A 21872-nucleotide genomic window follows, 5' to 3' on the forward strand; every position below is an offset into this window, starting at 1 on the left:
ACCTTTCCTTATTTCAAATACTCTGCGTTGCCATCACTTCCCTGCGCAACAATCATCACTTTCCTCTGTTCTCATTTTTTGCCGAGGCTAAATAAACCTGTATTTGGTGAACCGGTTCACCTTTTTTCAATTTAATTTCATTTGAAAATTGGATCCACAACCCTTCTCAAACCATTGAACCTGCTGGGTTTCAGAGGCTTCTGTCAGACAGATCCATCGTCTAATGGCAAGCGGACATCATTGCGGCATGTATCAAAAACGAGAAAAAATCTCTTCCTCAGTGAACTTTTCCGTTCGAGATGTTGCCATATACGACGTTGCTGGCCACTCGACATCCATATGCCAGCACCGTGTTCCTACAAATTCCTGGCAATGTGCATTTTCGATGTTGAAACATCGGCCATCGCACTTTGTGAACAGGTGCTCAATTGAGAAATTCGTAACTCTTCACGTTCTCCCTGAATAGTCGGGAAGCGGTTGTGTAGAGTTCAAGGACGATATACCGATGACTCAGACGTTTGACGTTGAAGCACTGATCAAACTGCGAAGCCAGACCCGGGCCATTTCCGATGCGCTCAAGGCGCAGGCTTCGGATTATCTGTCGACCCTCGCATTGCTGATCCGTCCACAGACGTTTTTCGGTGAATACCTGCAAGGCGCGCAACGCAGCAGCGGCCGCGAAACCCAGCACCACTTCAAGGAGTTCAAGGAACTCTATGACCGCATCGGGTCGGCAGCGCCCTTTCAGTTGGTCAATGAACTGGAAGTGCCCCTGAACCTGATCGGGACGACGCCGGAACTGTTTCCGCTGGAGTACGACAAGGTGCTCTCGCAAAGCGGCCAGACCATCCGCATCACCAGCCCCGTGCGCTGGGTGGTGGGCTTCAACTCATTCGATCTGGCCCGCTTTCGCACCGTCATCAAAGACCCCAATCGCAGCAGCGCCGAGTTGTACCGCTTTGTCGTGCACTACCTGGTGTTGTTCTATTGCCTGAGCCAGTCACCCGGTTTGGGTCGTCTGTTTGGCGGCCTGCGCTTCCCCCTCAGTTTCGAACGCCTGAAAGACTTTGGCGACCTGCCCTTTTGCGTCATCGGCTCACCGGTGCGCTCCCAATTGCCGGATGAATCGGTTATCCGCAATAGCACGCAAATCGCCGGCAACACCAGCTTCGAAGAGCTGGTGGGGCACGACAACATTATTGAAATGAACGATGAAATCCGTCAGCGCCTTCTGCTGACGATCGAAGGAATGTAACGCGCCCGGCCACCCGTTGGCCGGAACGCAAACGACTTGCAGCGAATTGTTCGCACCAGGAGATCACGATGGCGAAGAAGGAAAGTACCCAGCACAAACTCGACCGCGTTCGCGCGCCTCGGGTCCATATCACCTATGACGTGGATATCGGTGACGCTCAGGAAAAGAAAGAGCTGCCCTTTGTCGTCGGTGTGCTGGGCGATTTCTCCGGCAACCCGCTGGAGCCGCTGCCGAAGCTCAAGGACCGCAAGTTCATTTTCATCGACCGCGACAACTTCAACGGCGTGCTCAAGGGCATCAAGCCGCGCCTGAGTTATCGGGTCGACAACACGCTGGCCAGGAACGGCACGCAGTTGGGCGTCGAGCTCAACTTCAACGCCCTCGAAGACTTCGAGCCGCAGAACGTGGTGAAGCAGGTCGAGCCGCTGCGCAAGCTGCTGGAAGTACGCAACAAGCTGGCGGATCTGCGCAACAAGATGGGCGGCAACGACAAGCTCGAAGAGCTGCTCATGGACGTGTTGCAGAACACCGAGAAGTTGAAAACGCTGGGCAAGGAATTCGGCCGTGAAGCCGCCGTTCCAGCCACCGAAAGCAAAGAGTAGGAGCCTGAAGATGAACGATAAGCAAACCGTGACTCAACAGGACGGCGATCTGGTTGAAGTGGAAAACTTCGCCCCGCAATCCTCGCTGCTCGACAGCATCATTTCGCAAAGCCGTGTGGCGCGCTCCGAGACTGAGCGCACCCGCACACGTGACTTGATCGGCGAACTGGTCAGCCAGGTGCTCGAAGGCGAAATGACGCCGAGCAAGGACCTGATTGCCGTGCTCGACGCGCGCATCGCCGAAATCGACGCGATGCTCTCCGAGCAGATGAACGAAATCATGCACGCTCGCGAATTCCAGCAACTGGAAGCGTCGTGGCGTGGCCTGAAGTATCAGGTGGACCAAACCGAAACCAGCACCACGCTGAAGATTCACCTGCTCAATGCGTCGAAGAAAGACCTGGTGCGCGACCTCAAGTCCGCCTCCGAATTCGACCAGAGCGCGCTGTTCAAAAAGATCTACGAAGAAGAATACGGCACCTTCGGTGGTGCGCCGTTCGGCATGTTGCTGGGTGACTACGAGTTCAATCGCAGCCCCGAAGACATGTACCTGCTCGAAGAGATTTCCCATGTCGCCGCGGCGGCTCACGCACCGTTCATCTCGGCGGCCTCGCCTGAGCTGTTCGGCTGGGACTCGTTTACCGACATGTCCGGCCCACGGGACCTGGCGAAGATTTTCGACACCGTCGAATACGCCAAGTGGAAGTCGTTCCGCGCCTCAGAAGACTCGCGTTATGTCGGTCTGACGTTGCCGCACGTGCTGGGTCGCCTGCCTTATGGCCCGGATACCACGCCGGTTGAAGAATTCAATTTCGTCGAAAGCGTCGATGGCCGCGACCACAACAAATACCTGTGGATGAACGCCGCCTACGCACTGGGCACTCGGGTCACCGACGCGTTCTCGCGTTACGGCTGGTGCGTGGCGATTCGCGGTGTCGAGGGTGGCGGTCTGGTGGAAGGCCTGCCGACGCACACGTTCAAAACCGATGACGGCGAAATTGCCCTCAAGTGCCCGACCGAAATCGCCATCACCGACCGTCGTGAAAAAGAGCTGTCGGACCTTGGCTTCATTCCGCTGGTGCACTGCAAAGGCACCGACTACGCCGCGTTCTTCGGCACTCAGTCGGCGCAGAAACAGAAGCACTACAACACCGACATCGCCAACGCCAACGCCCGGTTGTCCGCGCAGTTGCAATACATCTTCGCCACGTCGCGCATCGCGCACTACATGAAGGCGATCATGCGCGACAAGATCGGCAGCTTCGCGTCCCGCAAGGACGTCGAGATGTTCCTCAACAAGTGGCTGTCGAGCTATGTGCTGCTGGATGACACCGCCAGCCAGGAAGCCAAGGCCAAGTTCCCGTTGCGTGAAGCGCGGGCCGAAGTGTTCGAGGTTCCCGGCAAGCCAGGCGTGTACAAGGCCGTGACGTACCTGCGTCCGCATTACCAATTGGACGAGCTGACCGCCTCGTTGCGCCTGGTCGCCGAATTGCCGCAATCGACTCGCGGTTGATCCACCCCATTGCCAGGGAGGCAATATGAGTAGTCAACACAAGCTGTTGCCATCGTTGCTGGATCGATTGCTGGACGATCATCCGCATCAATCCATGGAAGCCTCGTCGCAACGCTTGTGTTCGCTGGCCGATTACAAGGCCAGCATCGTTCGCGACCTGGAGGTGCTGGTCAACACGCGCCAGTCCCTGGTCGCCAACGAGCTGGAGGGTTTCGTCAATTTGAGCGGAACCATCCTCGACTACGGCATGCCGGATTTCACCAGCCGCAGCGTGCTTGATCCACAAGACCGCCTGTTGATTCAACGACAACTGGAGAAAGCGATCACCGTCGGCGATCGACGGTTTCGCAGCGTAAAAGTCCAACTGCTCGCCCAACAAACCGGCCAACGCATGCTGACCTTCCGCGTGGACGCAGTATTGCGCCTGCAAGACATCACCCGTCAGGTGTCCTTCGACGCGGTGCTGCAGGTCAACACCCAGGAATACAAAGTGCAGAACCTCAACTGATGCTCGACGATCTGCTGCCCTATTACGAAAAGGAACTGTCGCACCTGCGCTTTTTAGGCCAGGAGTTTGCGAGCCAGTACCCGAAGATTGCTTCGCGGTTGCTCATCGAGGGCGATAACTGCGAAGACCCGCATACCGAGCGCTTGATCGAAGCGTTCTCGTTCCTGTCTGCTCGCGTGCACAAAAAACTCGACGATGAGCTGCCGGAAATCGTCGAGTCGTTTCTCGAAGTGCTGTACCCGCATTACCTGCGCCCTACCCCGTCGATGTCGATCGTCGAGTTCAACCTGGGCAAGCAGGAAAAAGTCACCGAAGCCTTCCGCGTCGCCCGCCACACCGAACTCAGCGCCAACCCGATTGATGGCGTGGTGTGCAAATTCCGCACGTGCTACCCGGTCGAACTGTGGCCGGTGGCGGTGCATCAGGCGTCGTTCATTGAAATGGAACGCTCGGCGTTCAACGGTCATAGCGCTGACTTGGTCGCGCGCCTGCGCATCGGCCTGACGGCGACCTCCGACGTGTTGTTCGGCAAGATGGAACTGGACAGCCTGCGCTTTTTCCTCGACGGCGAAAGCACCCTGATGCTGCAGCTCTATGAGCTGCTGTTCAACAACTTGGCCAAGGCCACGTTGTCGTTCGAGGATGAGGGGCGAACCCGCGAGATCACGCTACCGGCGAACGCGCTGAAAGCCGTCGGTTATGGTCGCGATGAAGGACTGGTGGATTACTCGGAGCGCTCGTTCCTCGGTTATCGCTTGCTGCACGAGTACTTCACCTTCCCGGACAAGTTCATGTTCTTCGACCTGTCGGGTTTTGCGCGGCTGTTAGCCGGCAAGAACCTCGAGAAAATCGAGATCAATTTCTACTTTTCCGATTACGACCTGAGCGATCGCCTGGCGCGCCTGACGCAGAACATCGGGCGCAATAACTTCAAGCTCAACTGCACGCCAATCATCAACCTGTTCCGCCAGCAGGCCGAGCCGATCAAGTTGACCCACGCCCAGCACGAGTATGCCGTGACGCCGGATGTGCGCCTGCAAGGCTCGGCGGAAGTGGTGTCGATCGACCGTGTGCGGCGGGTGCGCAAAGTCGGCGGTGTCGATCAGGTCGGCACCTGTCATCCGTTCTTCGAACCGCGTGGCGATCAGGGTCCCGGACAGAGCTTCTGGATCGCCCGCCGTCGGCCGGTGCAGTCGCGCCAGCGTGATGGCTCGGACGTGTTTATCCGCGTGGTGGATCGCGAACTGGAGTTGATCAACTCCAGCAACGACACCTTGAGCCTGCGCCTGACCTGCAGCAATCGCGACCTGCCGTTGATGCTGCCGTTCGGTGGCGAGCGCGGCGACTTCAACATTCCCGGCAACTCGGTGATCCAGGACATCCGCTGCTTGCGCAAACCCACCGCCACCGCGCGCGTGCCGCTGGGCAACGGGGTGATCTGGCGGCTGATTTCGCACCTCTCGCTCAACCACATGTCGCTGGTGTCCCAGGGGCGCGAAGTGCTGCTGGAACTGCTGTCGCTCTACAACTACCGAAACGTGTCGGCGCTGCGCAAACAGATCAACGGCATTGTCTCGGTCAGCAGCGAACCGGTGGTGGCACGCATCGGCCATCCGCGTCCGAACTTCGTTCGAGGCGTCGGCATCACCCTGAATTTCGATGAAAGCCAGTACACCGGCAGCGGTGTGTTTTTGTTCGGCATGGTGCTCGACCACTTCTTTGGCCAGTACTGCACCATGAACAGTTTTACCCAATTAACCCTTCGCACCTTGCAGCGCGAAAAGAGAGTCGTCCAATGGCCACCGCGAACCGGCGATCAACCCCTGGTCTGATCGATCAGGCACGGGCTGAGCCGCACCGATTCGAGTTTTTCCAATTGGTGCGTTTGCTCCGCCTGCATTACAGCAGAACCGGGCGCATGGACCTGGACACTCGGCCGCACGAAGACCCGTTGCGCTTTCGCTCGCAGCTGTCGCTGAACTTCCCTGCGAGTGAAGTCAGCGACTTGCAGTTTGAGCGTGAAGGCAAAGTGTCGGCGGCCGGTTTGCCCCTGTCTGAAGTGCAAGTTACGTTCATGGGGCTGGTCGGGCCGTCCGGCGTGTTGCCGCGCCCCTACACCGAATTGTTGATCGAGCGGCATATCCAGCACCGCGATGATGCGGCCCACGCATTCCTCGATATGTTCTCGCATCGCATGACCACGCTGTTCTACGAGGCCTGGCAGAAATACAAGTTCTACATCGAATACGAACGCAACGGCACCTCGGATTTCGATCGCTACCTGCTCAACCTGGTGGGTTTCGGGCCTGAGGCGCAGAAGCAGAAATTCGACAAGCAAGGCTCTCCGCTGCGGCGCGAATTGTTCAGCTATTTTTCCGGCCTGTTCGCCCAGAAGCCGCGCAACTCGCTGAACCTTGAAGTGATGCTGTCCTTCTATTTTTCGCTGCCGTTCAAGGTCAAGCCGTTTGCCGGACGCTGGCTGAAACTCGACGCCAGCCAATGTACGCAATTGGGTCGCAAAAACGCCGTGCTCGGGCAAAGCGCAGTCGCCGGCAACCGGGTCTGGGATTACCAATCGTGCGTGCGCATCGAGCTCGGTCCGCTGGACCTGGTCGACTATCAACGCTTCCAGCCAGGCACCGTGGACTACCAGAAACTGGTGGAGCTGGTGCGGTTCTACGTCGGCGCCGAACTGGACTTCCAGTTATCGCCCCGGCTCAAACCCGAAGCAATCCCCGTGGCCCGCCTCGGTCGCCAGGGCAACGTTGCACTGGGCTGGCAAGGCTGGCTCAAACGCCCTGGTGTCGACGTGGAACCTTCCCGTTGTGCCCTCTTCCACATTCCTTTTGATGGGGTCTCCCTGTGAACCTGAAGTCCCTGTTTGCCAAACTGAACGACACCAGCCGCACCGCCACCGAAAGCGCTGCGGCCTTGTGTCTGTCGGAACAGCATTACGACGTCGAGATCGAGCACCTGTTGTTGCAGTTGCTCGACAGCAACGACAATGACCTGCCGGCCATTCTGCGTCACTACGACGTGGTGCCGGATCGCCTGCAAGCTCAGCTGGTGACCGCGCTGGGGACCTTCAAAAAAGGCAACACCCGCACGCCTGCACTGTCGCCGCACATTACGCGAATGATCGAGCAAGCCTGGGTGCTGGCCTCTATCGAATTCGGGCAAGGGCAGATTCGCACCGGTTATCTGTTGCAAGCATTGCTGGATGACAACGAGCTGCGCCGGGTGGTGATCGCGTCCGCCCCCGAGCTGGAAAAAATCAATGCCGACGACCTGCGGGTCAACCTCGGTGCGCTGGTCGAAGGCAGCGCCGAATCGCAGCAAGCCAAGCCGTTGGCGGGTGCGGACGTCACAGCGCGCAGCACGGTTAAAGGCAACGGCAAGACCCCGGCTCTGGATCAATACACCATCAACCTGACGCAAAGTGCGCGTGAAGGCCGGATTGATCCAGTGCTGGGCCGGGAGTTCGAGGTTCGGCAGATGGTCGACATCCTCACCCGCCGGCGCCAGAACAACCCGATCCTGACCGGTGAAGCCGGCGTGGGTAAAACCGCCGTGGTGGAAGGCCTGGCGCTGCGCATCATCCAGGGTGATGTGCCGTCAGTCCTGAAAGACGTAGCTATTCACACCCTGGACCTGGGTTTGCTCCAGGCCGGTGCCGGGGTGAAAGGCGAGTTTGAAAGCCGCCTCAAGTCGGTCATCGAAGAAACCAAGCGCAGCCTGCACCCCATCATTCTGTTCATCGACGAAGCCCACACCTTGATCGGTTCCGGTGGCCAGGCCGGGCAAAACGACGCGGCCAACCTGCTCAAGCCAGCCTTGGCCCGTGGCGAATTGCGCACCATCGCGGCGACTACGTGGGCCGAGTACAAGAAATACTTCGAGAAAGACGCCGCCCTGGCACGTCGCTTCCAGGTGGTGAAAGTCGAAGAGCCGGACGAAGACAAGGCGATCCACATGCTTCGCGGCCTGCTGGCCAAGATGCAGGATCACCACAAAGTCACGGTGATGGACGAAGCGCTGGTGCAAGCCGTGCGCTTGTCCAATCGCTACATCACCGGGCGCCAGTTGCCGGACAAGGCCGTCAGCGTCTTGGACACCGCCTGCGCGCGGGTTGCCCTCGGTCAATCGTCGCAGCCGGGACCGCTGGAAGACTGCAAAAGAACCCTCGACAACCTTCAGGCGGAAATCTCGGTGCTGCAGCAAGAAGCCGCCAAGGGCAGCGACCATGCCCGGCGCCTGGCAATCCTCGACACCGAGCTGCAAGCGCAGCAGCAAACCCGCGATGCCCTGGAGCAACAGTGGAAACGCGAGCTGGCACTGGTGGAAAAACTCGGCGCGCTCAGCCATCCGGACAACCAGACACCGGATGCCCGCGAGATTGCAGCGGTACGCGCCGAGCTGACCAGCGTCCAGGGTGAACAACCGCTGGTGCATGCGTTGGTCGACGGCGGGACCATTGGCGAAGTGATCTCCGGTTGGACCGGCATCCCGTTGGGCAAAATGCTCCATGATGAAATCGACACCGTCCAGCGCCTGCCCGCGCTGCTGGGCGAACGGGTGCTCGGACAAGATCACGCCCTGCAGGAAATCGGCAAGCGCATCAAGGTTTCGCGCGCGCGCATGGAAGACCCGAACAAGCCGATCGGGGTGTTCCTGTTGCTCGGCCCGAGCGGCGTCGGCAAGACCGAAACCGCGCTGGCGTTGGCCGACACCCTGTACGGCGGCGAACGTAACCTGATCACCATCAACATGTCCGAGTACCAGGAAGCCCACACGGTATCGAGCCTCAAGGGTTCGCCACCGGGTTACGTCGGTTACGGCGAAGGCGGCGTTCTGACCGAAGCCGTGCGGCGCAAGCCTTACAGCGTGGTGCTGCTGGATGAAGTGGAAAAAGCCCACCCGGACGTGCTCGAACTGTTTTTCCAGGTGTTCGATAAAGGTGTACTGGATGACGGTGAAGGCCGGGAGATCAACTTCCGCAACACCGTGATCATCCTCACCTCCAACACCGGCACCGATCGCATCATGCAGTGGTGCCTGAATGCCGAGCAGCAGCCGACGCCGGAAGACATCGTTGAAGGCCTGCGCGACGAGTTGAATCAGGTGTTCAAACCGGCGTTCCTCGGCCGCCTGACCATCGTTCCGTACTACCCGGTCAAGGACGCCATCCTGGAGCGCATCGTCGCGCTCAAACTCGAGCGCATCCGCAAGCGTTTCGAGCGCAACCATCAAGCCGTCCTGAGCTACGACGAAGCGCTGGTCAAAGCCATTGCCTCGCGCTGCACCGAAGTCGACAGCGGCGCGCGCAACATCGACAACATCCTGTCGAAAAGCCTGATGCCGGAACTGGCGCAACGGGTCCTGGAGCGGATGGCGCAGGACAAGCCGATCCAGAGTTTGAACATCGCGTTGGGCAGCGACGGCGATTTCGCCTACAGCCTGTGCTGAATGAGTATTTAAAGGTAGCCATCATGGATAACAGACATTCAAGGAAGCGCCCTGCGCAGCCGGCATTGGCAAAATGCCTGACCGCAGTGGCATTGATGATGGCGTTGACAGCCTGTGGCGTCACCGACCGTGTCAGCAAGCGGGTCGACGATACGTGGGCCGGCGACATGCTGTTCGACGATAACGAGAAGGTCATCCTGACCTCGGATGGCGGCAATCAGCTCAACCCCGACGAGTCCGGCAAACCGCTGTCCGTCGTGATTCGCGTGTATCAGCTGACGTCGCTGGAGCGCTTTTCGTCGATCGACGCCGACACGCTGTGGGACGACCCGCAAAAAGCCCTCGGCAATACGCTGCTCGAAAACCGCGAAATCACCTTGTTGCCGGGCATGGGGCAAGTCGACAAGTGGCCGTTGAACAAGGCTGCGGGCTACGTCGGCGTTGCCGCGTTTTTCCGCTCGGACGAAAACAGCCGCTGGAAGGTCGCGTTCGACGCCAACTCGCTGCGCAAGGATGGCATCTGGTTTTCCGCTGATGGCCTGCGGGTGTTAGTGGACAACAACACGGTATCCGCCGTGAACGGCGTCGATGTGTTGAACAAACCCAAGACCCAGGAGCAACTCGCCCAAGCCTCTGCCCTGACCGACCCGCCAGCGAAACCGACCCTCACCCAGCGTGTGCAGGATGCGGCCGTGCAACAGGCCGAAGACACGGCGACCAGCTCCGCGCAAAAAGCCACCGAGTCAAAATTAAACTCTCTATTGGAAGGCGTTCATGAGTAAGCAAAGCCGGGTGATGTGGTCGGAAGGCATGTTCCTTTTGCCACAACATTTCCAATATCAGGATGAGTTCCACCAGCATCAGCTGGCGGAGTCGACGCTGCGCACTACGCCCTTCCATTGGGGCGTGCAAATGCTCCAGGTCGATGAAGAGGCGCTCGCAACCGGTTCCTTGCAGCTGAAACGGTTGAAGCTGGTGTTTCCCGACGGCAGCCTGTACGACGCGCCGCAGCACGATCCGCTGCCGGCGGCGCGTGATTTGAAGGACTTGCTCAAGGGCAATGACCTGAAGGTCTACGCCGCGCTGAAACTGCCTGAGCCGTTCGGCATGAATTACGTCGAAGACGGCCAGGAACAAAAAAGCGCACGCCGCTTTCGCAAGCAGTTCGACACCTTGCCGGACCTCAACGAAGGCGACCTCGAGAACGAAATCACCAGCCTGCGCCTGAACGTGGTGATGCTGATCGACGGCGATAACCTGGATGGCTACAGCCACTGCCCGATCGCCCGGCTGTCGCGCAACAACATCGGCGGCTTCAACCTCGATGCGCACTTCGTGCACCCGACCTTGCACGTTGGCACTCACGAAACCCTGATCGGTCTGGGCAAGCGCTTGCTCGGCGCGCTGCAATCGAAAAGCAAAGCGCTGTCGGGTCGTCGTCGTGAACGTGCGGACCAGATTGCCGAGTTCGGCTCCAGCGACGTGACCCTGTTCTGGCTGCTGAACACGGTGAACCGTGCGCACCCGGGCCTGGCGCACCTGCTCGCCCACCCGCGTCTGCACCCCGAGCGCTTGTACCTGTTTCTGGCGGAACTCGCGGGCGGCTTGCTGACGTTTTCGCTGGACACGCAACTCAACGACATCCCCGAGTATGACCATCACGACCCGGCGGCCTCGCTGGTCAAGCTCGATGAAATGATTCGTGTCCTGCTCGACAACGTCGTGCCTAACCAGTGCGTGATGATCAACCTGACCCAGACCAAGCCTTCGTATTGGCAGGGACAGTTGCTCGATCCGCGCCTGGCCGAGGCGGATTTCTATATTTCGGTGCACGCCGACATGCCCGGTTCCAGCCTGCTGGAACTGGTGCCGCGCGCGTTCAAAGTCGGTTCGCCGGAAGACATTGAAGTCGTGGTCAACAGCGCCATGCCCGGCGTCACGCTCAATCACTCGACCCGCTTGCCCAACGCGATTCCGGTGCGACTGGACAATCACTACTTCTCCATCGAGCCCCATGGCCGGGTGTATGAACGCATGATGAGTGCCCAGGCCATCTCTTTTTACGCACCCAGCGCCTTTACCAATCTCAAGCTTGAACTGATGGCGGTACTCAAATGAACGAAGCCGTAATGCAAGGCGCCGTGGCGGCCGCAACTGAAAAACCAGTGTTGAAAGACCTGGTGCAAGACTTCATCAGCATGGCGCTGATCGTGCGCAAAGGCCGTCAAGTGACCTCGGTCACCGCTTTTGAAGCGAGCATCGACGCCTTCTTCTCGACACTGGAACGCGAAGCCCGTAACGCCAACTACAGCGTTGAACAAGTGAAGGACACGCAGTACGCCCTGTGTGCGTTCCTCGACGAAAGCGTGTTGCGCTCCGGGGAAAACGATCTGCGTCGTCACTTCGAACTGCAACCGTTGCAGTTCCGCTACTTCGGCGTGCACCTGGCGGGTGAAGGCTTTTTCGAGAAAATCGATTCGTTGCGCAGTGACGTCAAGCAGAACCTGGATGTGCTTGAGGTCTATCACCTGTGCCTGGCGCTGGGTTTCGAGGGCAAATTCAGCCTCGGCCAGAAAGACCAGTTGCGCTACTTGGCCAACACCCTGGGCCAGGACATCGCGCGGTACCGCAAGACGCCCAAGGCGCTCTCGCCGGATTGGGCATTGCCCGACCAGGTCTCGCAGATGCTGCGCCATGAAGTTCCCGTTTGGCTCTATCTGGCGCTCATTGCCCTGGTCTGCGTGGGTGTTTACCTGACGCTGGACTGGCTGTTGGCCAAGGACGTAGCCGCATTGTCCGAACAAATCAGCCAGCTGTTCAGTGCCTGAGCGCACCTCAGGTAATCGAGTCAGGAAGACATGAAGACATTATTGCGTTTGTTGAAAAGTTTTTGGTTTGTCATCCCCGTGCTGTGGCTGGCGAGCCTGGCGGTTGGCTGGTTCGTGGCACCGCACGTGAGCGGGTTGCGTGGCTACACGCTGGAGGCGATGGCGATCATCAGCGCCTTCTATTTGTTGATCATTGTGCTGCGTCAGTACAAGCGGATCCGCGCTGAACACAACCTTGAGAACCTGGTGCAGATCGAGGTCGATCGATCGCTCAAATCCACCGGTGAATTCCGCGACCAGCAAGTGCTGCGCGAACGGCTCAAGCACGCCATCGCGATGCTGCGCACCGACCGCTCGGCCGGTGGCGGCGGCTCGTCGGCGCTGTATGACTTGCCGTGGTATTTGGTCATCGGCATGTCCGGCGCCGGCAAGACTTCATTGCTGACGCGTTCCGGCCTGTCCGCGAGCATCGCCAACAGCGCCAATGACACCCAAAGCGGTACGCAACATTGCGATTGGTACTTCAGCCCAGAGGCCGTGATGATCGACACGGCCGGTCGTTACCTGCGGGACGACCAGTCGGCCAGCGAATTCGCCGCGTTCCTGCGGATGCTGAAAAAACAACGCAACAAGGCCGCCGTCAACGGCCTGGTGCTGGTGGTGAGCCTGCCTGAACTGCTGGCCGCCAGCGCCACCGAGCGCAACGAGCTCGCCGCGCAGCTGGTGTCGCGCATCGAGGAATACACCGACTGCCTGGACGCCAACCCGCCGATCTACCTGATGTTGAGCAAGACCGATCAACTGCCGGGTTTCAGCCAGGCTTTTGAAGGCCTGGACCTGAACGAACGCCAGCAACCGTTGGGCATGACCTTTGGTTTGTCGGAAATCCGCAACCAGGGTTTGCGCCCAGTGCTGGATGCCAAGCTGGCCAACCTGCACAGCCATATTCGCCGTCACGTCGACGCGCAGATGATCGCGCTGGGCGCCGATGCCAACAGCGCGCTGCTGAACTTCCCGAACTATTTTTCCGAACTCTCAGTGGTGCTGGAACAATTTCTCCAACACTTCGCCCAGACCGGTCATTCGGGTACGCAACTGCTGTTGCGCGGCTTGTACTTCACCAGCGCCTTGCAGACCGATCAGCAACTGAGCCAGGTCTATGAAGATGATCTCGCCGAGTCGTTTTCGCTGCTGCCAGAAGCCGAGCACGACAAACACACCACCAGCAGCGGCAAGAAAATCAGCGACCGCAGCTATTTCATTACCGATACGTTCCGCCGCGTGATTTTCCCCGACCGCGACCTGACGCTTTATCAGTCGCGTTCCGGACACAACAAATCCTTCAGCCCTGCCGTGCTGGGCGTGGCCGTGCTGGCCGCGCTGGTGTTCATTGGCTGGCAAACCCTGTCCTTCCAGAACAACCGTCAGTGGCTGGCCGCGTTGCGTGAGCAACTGAACGAGCTGCAGCAATCGCCGGAGCGCGCCGAGTTGCTGGCCTCGGGCCAAGGCCTGGAATTGCTGCGCGATCAACTCGCCGCCATCGAGAAGCATCGTGCCAAAGGCGTACCGCTGCAACTGAGCGCTGGCCTGTATCGCGGCGATGATATCTACCGCGTCGCACAGACTGCTTATTTGCAGCAGTTGCGTACTCAGGCGCTCGAACCGATCACCCTGCAACTTCAATTGCAGATGCGCGCCTTCAATGAGTTCGCAAAAACCATGGACCCGCAGAACAGCTTCGCAGCGGCGCCCGCCAAGGCCGGCAGTCCGTCAGCCAAAGCTCGTGCGCAAGGGCTGAAACTGCCGACCCGCTTGAGCAGCGTTCCGCGCAGCGCCGGTGATGTCACCAGCCGTTTGAGCGCGGCGGCCAAGGGTTCCGCGAACAAGGTACGAGGCGATGCCTTGACCGCACTGCGTAACCCAGCGACGACGAGCGATGCCGCTGAACTGTCGGCGACTACGGGCGGGCTCTCGTTGTCCGAGGAAATGCTCGGTCGACTGGATGAGCGTCAGGTCGCGTCCATCATCGAATCCTATAACGCGCTGAAGCTGTACTTGATGCTGACGCAACCTGAAACCCATCCCGAGCCAGAGTTCGTCGGCGCGGCGTTGCCAGTTGCCTGGGCCAACACCGCCAATACCGACAACCCGGTCAGCACAGCGGTTATTCAGGACAACTCGCCGGTCTACGTGCAGCTGCTGAAAAATGGCCAGGCGCCGTCCCTGCCCCGTAACGAGCAATTGATCAGCGAAACCCGCAATAGCTTGAAGTCGTTCATGATTTCCAGCTCGCTGGTGGACCGCGAATATCTGCGCCTGCAATTGGAGTCCAGCCGCCAGTTCCCGGCCCTGGGCCTGAGCGATCTGGTGCCGCTGCCTGGGCGTCAGTTGTTGTACGGCAGCGAAGCGGTGCCGGCGATTTTCACCCGTCAGGGTTGGGAACAGTTCGTCAAACCTGAGCTGATCAAACTGCTGTCGGGCAACCTGCAAAACGAATCGGACTGGGTGCTCGATGGCGAAGGCGGCGACAGCCTGGTGCAGAAAGCCAACTTCATCCGTGAGTTCATGACGCGTTACAAACGCGACTACACCCAAGCCTGGTACACCTTGATCGACAGCGTCGGTGTTCGCCATTTCACCGACATGGCCAACGCGACCCAGCAACTGTCGCTGCTCAGCGACGTGCAGAACTCGCCGGTGAAAAACCTGCTGGCTGCGGTCAACGACAACACCCAATGGGATGTGCCTGCACCGCGTGAAACGCAGCAACCGGGGATCAAGCGCGATGACGGTTTCTGGGGCAAGGTCACGGGGATTTTCGATGGGCAGGACACTTCGCCCAACGCGCTGATTTCGCCGTTGCCCGCAGTGGACGACGGCAGCCTGGCCAAGCGCTTCGAGCCGGTGTCGCGGGTCTTCGCCGTGCAAAACGCCGAGGGCGCCGACAGCACGATCATGGATCGCTACCTGGCGGCGCTGCGCAAACTCAAGGTGCGGATGAACAACATCCAGCGCTCCCAGGACGTCGGCAAAAGCAGCAAGCAACTGATCAGCGAAACCCTGGAAGGTCAGCCGAGTGAAGTCACCAGCGTGCGCAACTACGTGGAGACCACCGTCGACACCAGTCAGGGCGGCCTGTCGACTTCGCTGCAAGGCTTGTTCAGTCTGCCGATTCAGTTTGCCTGGGAAACCCTGCGCGATCCGGCCGGCGAGCAGATCGCCAAGGCCTGGGCACAACAGATCGCCAAGCCTTGGGAACAAGTCATGGCGCACCGTTACCCGATCGCGGCCGGCAGTCGCAATGAAGCCTCGGTCAAGGACCTGCAGCGTTTCGTCGATCCGGAATCCGGCTTGCTGCCGAACTTCAAGCGCAACGAAATCGGCAACCTGTCCGGAGGCGAAGGCCTGGGCATGAGCAGCGCCAGCAAGGCAACGCCGCTGGTCAATCCGAACATGGTCAACAGCATCGACAAGGCCAGCTCGCTGGGCCAGGTCATTGCCAGCCTGTCGGACCGGGAAAACGGCTTTGAAATCATGCTGGAGCCAGCGGCCTGGTTCACCGACATCATCTTCACCCTGGACGGTCAGGTGCAGCACTATCGCAACGGCAAGACCAGTTGGAGCCGCTTCTCCTGGCCGGGCACCACCACCGCACCCGGCGCGCGCATGGACGTGGTCACGCTGAGCGGCGAACGCATCACGGTGTTCGACTACCCCGGCCGTTGGGGCCTGTTGCGTATGAATGACAGCGCCCGCGTCAGTGATCTGGATGGCATTCAACAGCGTTTCAGCTGGAACACCGCAAGCGGTCAGGTCAGCCTCGCCGTGCGCAACTACGGCGGCGTCAAGCTGACCGACCTGGCGAACGTCAAGGCGCTGAGTGCACTCAACGCCAGCGGCGGACGCGTCCAGTGAGCACGCTCGCCTTGAATCAGGGACGCGGCCAATGATTGGCTGTTTCGGTAAAGTGCCCGCGAGCCCGGACTTCGTCAGCCTGCACGGTGCGGCCGACGACGTCTGCGAGTTCGATGCCTGGCTGCAAGGCGCATTGGCCGCCCTGCAGCCTCTTGAGAACTGGCGGGAGCTGTTCGACGGGTTGCCGGTGTGCTTTTTCAGCTACCGCGCACGCAGCGGCAACGGGTTGGTCGGCGGCTTGATCAGCTCGAGGGATTCCAGCCAGCGGCGTTATCCGTTTTTCATTTTTCAAACGGTTAAAGCCAGCGACTCCGGGCCGTTGGTCAATCCTTTCACCCTGAGCGAACTGTTCAGCGGGCAGATCCGGCCGTTGCTGCACATGGCCGCCCAGGGCGAAAGCACGTCCGTGTTGTTCGAACGCATCAAAGCCTTGCGCCCGTTGCAAGGTCAGGACTTCGAGTTGTTCCGGCGCGTGCATGACAAGTTCCTGGTGAACTTCAACCTGCGCGACATCGCCACCGCGCTGGAAGTCGCCTACCCGGAGTTTGTCACCAACGCCGTGCTGACCCGGCTGCTGGCTTTTAAAAGCCATCTGCACCAACCAACGCCGATGGGGATTTCCCTACCCTTGCCGGCGGAAAGAGGTTTGAAGAATCCGACCGCCGATTTATGGATCACCTGGTTGGCGCGAATGACCGCCGGCAGCGGCGTGCCGCAGGTCAGTTTGTTGGCGGACGACTTTATGCGCCCCCGGCTGATCTGCTTCCCGTCGCGCAACAACAGTGATGCCTATCGCGTGCTCACCGGTAGCGGCAACCGCTTGCAGAGCCATGACGTGCTGGCGTCATTCGATGCATTTGATGAGCACCACCCGAAACACGCCTTTCCCGAAATCGACCGCCCTCTTGATGACGTTATCGACCGCTTTGTCGACGCGCTGGATGTGAAGTCCGTATGAACAAGATCAAGTATTACTTCTTGCGCTTCCAACCCTACATTCTGGGGGTTTGCTTTTTCCTCACCATCTTCGTGGTGTGGGGCATTGGGCGTGCGTTTGACTTCAGCTCGCTGAACAGCCTGCTGACCGGCATCGGCGTGTTCCTGCTGCTCTCGGCCGGTTACGTGCTGCTGCTTTATCGCGGCGTGTCGCGGCACCACAACCTTGAAGGACTGCTGCGCGACGACGCCGATCAGGCGGTATTGAACGCCAGTCCCGCGGATCGCGAGGAAGTCAGCCTGTTGCGCGAGCGCCTGTTGCAGAGCATCGAGCGGCTGCACAGCAACAAGCCGCGCGGCAGCAATCCCAAGGATGCGCTGTATGCCCTGCCCTGGTACTTGGTGATCGGCCAGCCGGCGGCCGGCAAAAGTACGATGCTCTATCAATCGGGCCTCAACTTCCCGTATGCGGAGCGTGAAGGGGCGCGCGTTGCCGGCCTGGGCGGCACCCGCAATTGCGACTGGTTTTTCAGCTCCGAGGCCGTCCTGCTGGATACCGCTGGGCGCTACATGAACAACCAGGAAGAAGCCGGCAAGTGGCGGGCCTTCCTGCAACTGTTGCGTCAACACCGCCAGCGCCGGCCGCTGAACGGCTTGATCGTCACCGTCAGCATCCACGACATTCTGCAAACCTCGCTCGAAGACCAGGAGCGTATTGCCAAGCGCCTGCGCGAACGCATCCAGGAAACCCATGCGCTGCTGGAAGTGCGTCTGCCGGTCTACCTGGTGTTCACCAAATGCGACCTGGTGCCGGGTTTTGCCCCGTTCTATCGCCAACTGGATGACGTTGCCCGCGGTGAAGTCATGGGCAAGACGTTTTCCCATAAAGGCTACGAACAGGCCGACTGGGGCCGGCAATTCGGCGTGGCGATGGACGAGTTGGTCAGCTATTGGCAGCAGGTGGCGAGTCAACAACTGGTCCTGCAGGACATTCAGATCACTCGGCAGGATTCAGCGGTGTATCGCTTCCCGCTGGAGCTGGCGGCGCTGAAGCCGAGGCTGCAGTTGTTCGTCGACGCGCTGTTGCGCGCCAACCCGTATCAAAAGGCCGAACTGCTGCGCGGTTTCTATTTCACCAGTGCACTGGACGCCGACCATCCGGAAATGGGCGGGCACACGCGCCAAGTCACCGAGCGTTTCTCACTGGACAGCGACCAAGAGATCGCCAGCGGCAATGCGCAACCGCGTCCGCTGTTCATCAACAGCCTGTTCCGCAAAGTCATCATTCCCGACCAGCATCTGGTGGCGTTGTACACCACCAACCACCGCGAACGTCGGCGCAAGGCGGCGTGGATCGGCGGTGCCGGGCTGGTCGCGGTGCTGCTGTGCAGCTTGCTGGGCTGGTCGTACGTGAACAACAAAAACACCGTGCAGGCAATTTCCACGGAACTGGCCCAGGCGGCCAAAACCGACGCTTCGGCGACGGGACAATACACCGACTGGCAAACACTGGATCGCATGCGTTTCTGGACCGCCCATTACTACGCGCAACATCATGATGAAGGTGTGCCGATGCGCATGCGCCTGGGGCTCTATCAAGGCTACAAAGTCGAGCCGCTGGTGCGCAGTCAGTATTTCAGCCGGCTGGAAAGCGTGATGCTCAAGCCGACCGCCGACAACCTGACCCGCTCGCTGTACCTGTTGACCACCCTCAAGGTGTATCAGCGCAACAGCAAGGAACTGCTGCCCGTGACTGGCGTGGACAGTGTCGAACCCAAGGCGCTGCCCAGCGACAACCGGGCGCAGTCCATCGCGGCGTTCGGCAAGACCACGCTGGACACCTACGTCATGCTCTCGCGTGCCCAGCGCGAAAAGGCTGATCCGGCGTTCCTGAAAGCGAAAATACCGGACTACTGGTACCCGGCGATCGCTCGCCAGACCGGTAAAACCATCGGTGCCTCGAATGACGGTTCGGCCTCGAATCAGGATTACGAATTTGCCAGCCGGCAGATCAATTTCTACAGCGACCAGATCCACGAGGAAGACGTGCCCCGGATCCTCGATAACGCGTTCCTGACCTCCAGTTCGCGTAACTACATCAACAGTCTGCTGACGCAATCGTTGCGCTCGATCGAGACCATCACCCTGGAATCGGACACCTTGTTCGCCTTTGGCCGTGCCGACTTCCAGAGCTTGAAAACCGAAGGCCAGGGTCAGCTGAGCGCCATTGCCGGCAAGCTGCTGAGCACACCTGACATCGGCAAAATCATCATCGCCGGGCACGCCGATCAACTGGGCGACCCACAGGGCAACCTGCAGGTTTCCCGGCAGCGCGCACAAACCATCAAGACCTACCTGGTCGGCAAAGGCGTGCCGGGTGAGCTGGTGGAAGCCGTTGGCGAAGGCAGCACCAAGCCCTTGGTCAAATGCAACATGCAGCAACCCAGGGCCCAGCTTATTCAGTGCCTGGAACCTAACCGGCGCGTGGAAATCGAAGTACGGGCGCTCAACTGAGTCGGCCGCACTTCTGAAGGAAAACTGTTGCCTGGGCCCGCTTGATGTTCGGCCCAGGCCGGTAAGACACCTCTCTTGATCGTTTCAAAGAGGTTAAAAACGAAGGGTTGTGATCTGTCCGCAGGTTGTTACAGCCCTTTAAATGAAGGTAAGGAGAAATTAGAAATGGCATTTGACGCATACATTCAGATCGAAGGCATTCCAGGTGAAGTGCTCGACGACAAGCACAAGGACTGGATCGAAGTGCTGGGCTACGAGTACGGCGCAACTCAGGCGACTTCCGCGACGGCAAGCTCTTCGGGCGGTGCTTCGTCGGAGCGTGTGTCGTTGAGCGATTTCAGCATCCGCAAAGCCGTGGACAAGGCTTCTGCCAAGCTGTTCGAAGCCTGCTGCAAAGGCACGCACATCGCCAAGATCCAGCTGAACGTCAACCGCGCGGGCGGTGACAAGGTCACCTACCTGACCATCAATCTGGAAGAAGTCGTGGTCTCCTCGGTCAAGGCTGTCGCCGGTGGCAGTCAGGGCGGTGAAGACAAAGCGGTCAGCGATCTGCCGATTGAAGAAATCAGCTTCAACTTCGCCCGCATCAAGACCACCTACACCCAACAAAGCCGGGCCGATGGCCAGGGCGGCGGTAACGTCACCGGTGGTTGGGATCGCACGGCGAACAAAGTTTTCGCTTAAGCGTAGCGATAGCGGACCGCGCACGCGGTCCGTCTTCAGCACCGTGCCTGCCAAACAGGCGCGGTGTTCTTTTATTTTGATCAGAGTTGCCTATGTCTGAATTTCTCAACGACCTTTCGCTGGCCGAACTGACAGCGCCCATCAATGAGGGGAGCGGTGAAGACTTGAGCTTTTCCACCTTGTTCGATCAGGTGAAGGAAGCTCGTCGAGCAGACCCCGATTACCTGACCCAGGGTGACTGGCAAACCGATCTCAAGGCTTCCGATTGGGATCTGACCATTACCTTGGCGGCACAAGGCCTGGCTCGACAGAGCAAAGACTTGATGCTGGTCGCCTGGCTCAGTGAAGGCCTGGCGCACAAGTACCATTTTGTTGGCATCACCTTCGGCCTCACGCTGGCCGAGCGCATTCTGCAAACCTTCTGGGCGGATCTGTTTCCCTCCCTGGAGGACGGCGTCGATGAACGCGCCGCACGCCTGGCGTGGATGAAAACCTCGCTGGCGGACATCGTCGGCGCATTGCCGATCACCCAGGGACAGCATTACGGTCTGCTTCGTTACGACGAGTCCAGGCACATCGAGAACCTGGCGCTGCAAAACCCTCAGGCCATGCGGGCCGCCCTCGACGAAGGCAAGATCAATGCGGAGGTTTTCCAGCGTTCGGTGGTGCTGACCGACTCGGATCATCTGCGCCTCAAGGCCGGCGAGATAGCCGCGTGCCTGAAGGCCTGCCAGCAGCTTCAAAGCACCGCGGACAGGCACTTTGGCCCTGAAGCGCCGAGCTTTGCCGGGCTCAATGACATTCTGTTCCGCGCAGGACAACTGGCGGAAAAACTGCTCAAGGATCGGGGCATCGAACTGACCCCGGCCCCTGTCGCGCCGACTCCGGCGAGCCCTGAAAGCACTGGTGAACAACCTGCAGGTTCCGCAATGACCCAGCCTGAACAAAGTCTTTCAAGCACACCGCTTCGAACCACACCGCAGACCCGCGATGAAGCGTTCACCCTGCTGGCGGGCATCGCCCAGTTCTTCAAACAGACCGAGCCACAGAGCCCAGTCCCTTACCTGATCGAACGCGCGATCAAATGGGGCAACATGCCGCTCGAGGGTTGGCTGAACGATGTGATCAAGGACAGCAATGTTGTGGACAGCATTCGCGATGTGCTGGGCACCAAAGAAGCAAAATCCTGACACGCCCCTTGTAGGAGCCGAGCTCGCTCGGGGTCATTCACCGATTCGTGTTCGCTGAAGATCCCCTGTGGGAGCGAGCCTGCTCGCGAAAGCGGCCGCCCAGCCAATAAAGATGTCGCCTGACACTCCACCATCGCGAGCAGGCTCGCTCCCACCTTAATTACAGCCGTACATCGATTTTGCATCCGCTGAAGATCCCCTGTGGGAGCGGGCTTGCCCGCGATGGGGCCTTCACATTCGGCATCTATGTTGACTGACACACCGCCATCGCGGGCAAGCCCGCTCCCACAAGGTATGGGTGGTGACACCTACATTCCGGCCATCCCGTCGCCCCGTAGCAGCCGAACGCAGGCTTCGCCAACTGCTACACGGTGCGTGACGGCTTGGCTCTTTTTAACCGTCCGACCAGAAACTCATTTCAGGGACTTGCGCATCCGGTATTATGGTATACCATCAGACGC

General features: G+C 59.5%; 15 protein-coding genes. All 15 read left to right on the plus strand.

Translation table 11 applies throughout. The features are described 5' to 3' along the window. Positions 1–505 precede the first annotated feature (505 nt). The 15 genes from ACA057_RS20155 to tssA all read left to right on the plus strand — a co-directional run bounded on the left by ACA057_RS20155 (position 506) and on the right by tssA (position 21411). The gene (locus ACA057_RS20155) at positions 506–1255 is read left to right on the plus strand and encodes a hypothetical protein (protein WP_059404742.1); all 750 of its coding nucleotides are present in this window, start codon (positions 506–508) and stop codon (positions 1253–1255) included. Positions 1256–1323: 68 nt separating this feature from the next. After that, complete coding sequence (gene tssB, locus ACA057_RS20160; protein WP_401361018.1) at positions 1324–1857, plus strand: type VI secretion system contractile sheath small subunit; 534 nt, start codon at positions 1324–1326, stop codon at positions 1855–1857. 10 nt (positions 1858–1867) lie between these two features. After that, positions 1868–3370, plus strand: a complete 1503-nt coding sequence (gene tssC, locus ACA057_RS20165; RefSeq protein ID WP_059404744.1) for a type VI secretion system contractile sheath large subunit — start codon at positions 1868–1870, stop codon at positions 3368–3370. Positions 3371–3395: 25 nt separating this feature from the next. Further along, positions 3396–3878 (plus strand): type VI secretion system baseplate subunit TssE, encoded by a 483-nt coding sequence (gene tssE, locus ACA057_RS20170; RefSeq protein WP_059404745.1) that lies wholly within the window; start codon positions 3396–3398, stop codon positions 3876–3878. Then, positions 3878–5710, plus strand: coding sequence for a type VI secretion system baseplate subunit TssF (tssF, locus tag ACA057_RS20175; protein ID WP_497341710.1), 1833 nt, complete (start codon positions 3878–3880; stop codon positions 5708–5710). The genes tssE and tssF overlap by 1 nt, the downstream gene beginning before the upstream one ends. Beyond that, on the plus strand, positions 5674–6744 hold the full coding sequence (gene tssG, locus ACA057_RS20180) for a type VI secretion system baseplate subunit TssG (protein WP_059404747.1): 1071 nt from the start codon (positions 5674–5676) through the stop codon (positions 6742–6744). Before tssF ends, tssG begins: the two co-directional genes overlap by 37 nt. After that, positions 6741–9344, plus strand: a complete 2604-nt coding sequence (gene tssH / locus ACA057_RS20185) for a type VI secretion system ATPase TssH (RefSeq protein WP_497341712.1) — start codon at positions 6741–6743, stop codon at positions 9342–9344. Before tssG ends, tssH begins: the two co-directional genes overlap by 4 nt. A 23-nt stretch (positions 9345–9367) precedes the next feature. Further along, positions 9368–10126: a type VI secretion system lipoprotein TssJ gene (gene tssJ, locus ACA057_RS20190; RefSeq protein ID WP_497341714.1), complete on the plus strand. Its 759-nt coding sequence runs from the start codon at positions 9368–9370 to the stop codon at positions 10124–10126. Continuing rightward, positions 10119–11462, plus strand: a complete 1344-nt coding sequence (gene tssK, locus ACA057_RS20195) for a type VI secretion system baseplate subunit TssK (protein ID WP_497341716.1) — start codon at positions 10119–10121, stop codon at positions 11460–11462. Before tssJ ends, tssK begins: the two co-directional genes overlap by 8 nt. Next, positions 11459–12172, plus strand: coding sequence for a type IVB secretion system protein IcmH/DotU (gene icmH / locus ACA057_RS20200; RefSeq protein WP_169374122.1), 714 nt, complete (start codon positions 11459–11461; stop codon positions 12170–12172). The genes tssK and icmH overlap by 4 nt, the downstream gene beginning before the upstream one ends. A 30-nt stretch (positions 12173–12202) precedes the next feature. After that, positions 12203–16087, plus strand: a complete 3885-nt coding sequence (locus tag ACA057_RS20205; RefSeq protein WP_497341719.1) for a type VI secretion protein IcmF/TssM N-terminal domain-containing protein — start codon at positions 12203–12205, stop codon at positions 16085–16087. A 31-nt stretch (positions 16088–16118) separates the two neighbouring features. Beyond that, positions 16119–17045: a type VI secretion system-associated protein TagF gene (tagF, locus tag ACA057_RS20210; RefSeq protein WP_497341721.1), complete on the plus strand. Its 927-nt coding sequence runs from the start codon at positions 16119–16121 to the stop codon at positions 17043–17045. Further along, positions 17042–19537, plus strand: coding sequence for a type VI secretion system membrane subunit TssM (gene tssM, locus ACA057_RS20215; protein ID WP_497341723.1), 2496 nt, complete (start codon positions 17042–17044; stop codon positions 19535–19537). The genes tagF and tssM overlap by 4 nt, the downstream gene beginning before the upstream one ends. A 165-nt stretch (positions 19538–19702) precedes the next feature. After that, the gene (locus ACA057_RS20220; protein WP_059404755.1) at positions 19703–20221 is read left to right on the plus strand and encodes an Hcp family type VI secretion system effector; all 519 of its coding nucleotides are present in this window, start codon (positions 19703–19705) and stop codon (positions 20219–20221) included. A 92-nt stretch (positions 20222–20313) separates the two neighbouring features. After that, on the plus strand, positions 20314–21411 hold the full coding sequence (gene tssA, locus ACA057_RS20225) for a type VI secretion system protein TssA (RefSeq protein ID WP_497341725.1): 1098 nt from the start codon (positions 20314–20316) through the stop codon (positions 21409–21411). Positions 21412–21872 lie beyond the last annotated feature (461 nt).

It is taken from the genome of Pseudomonas sp. LBUM1661 (assembly GCF_059695925.1).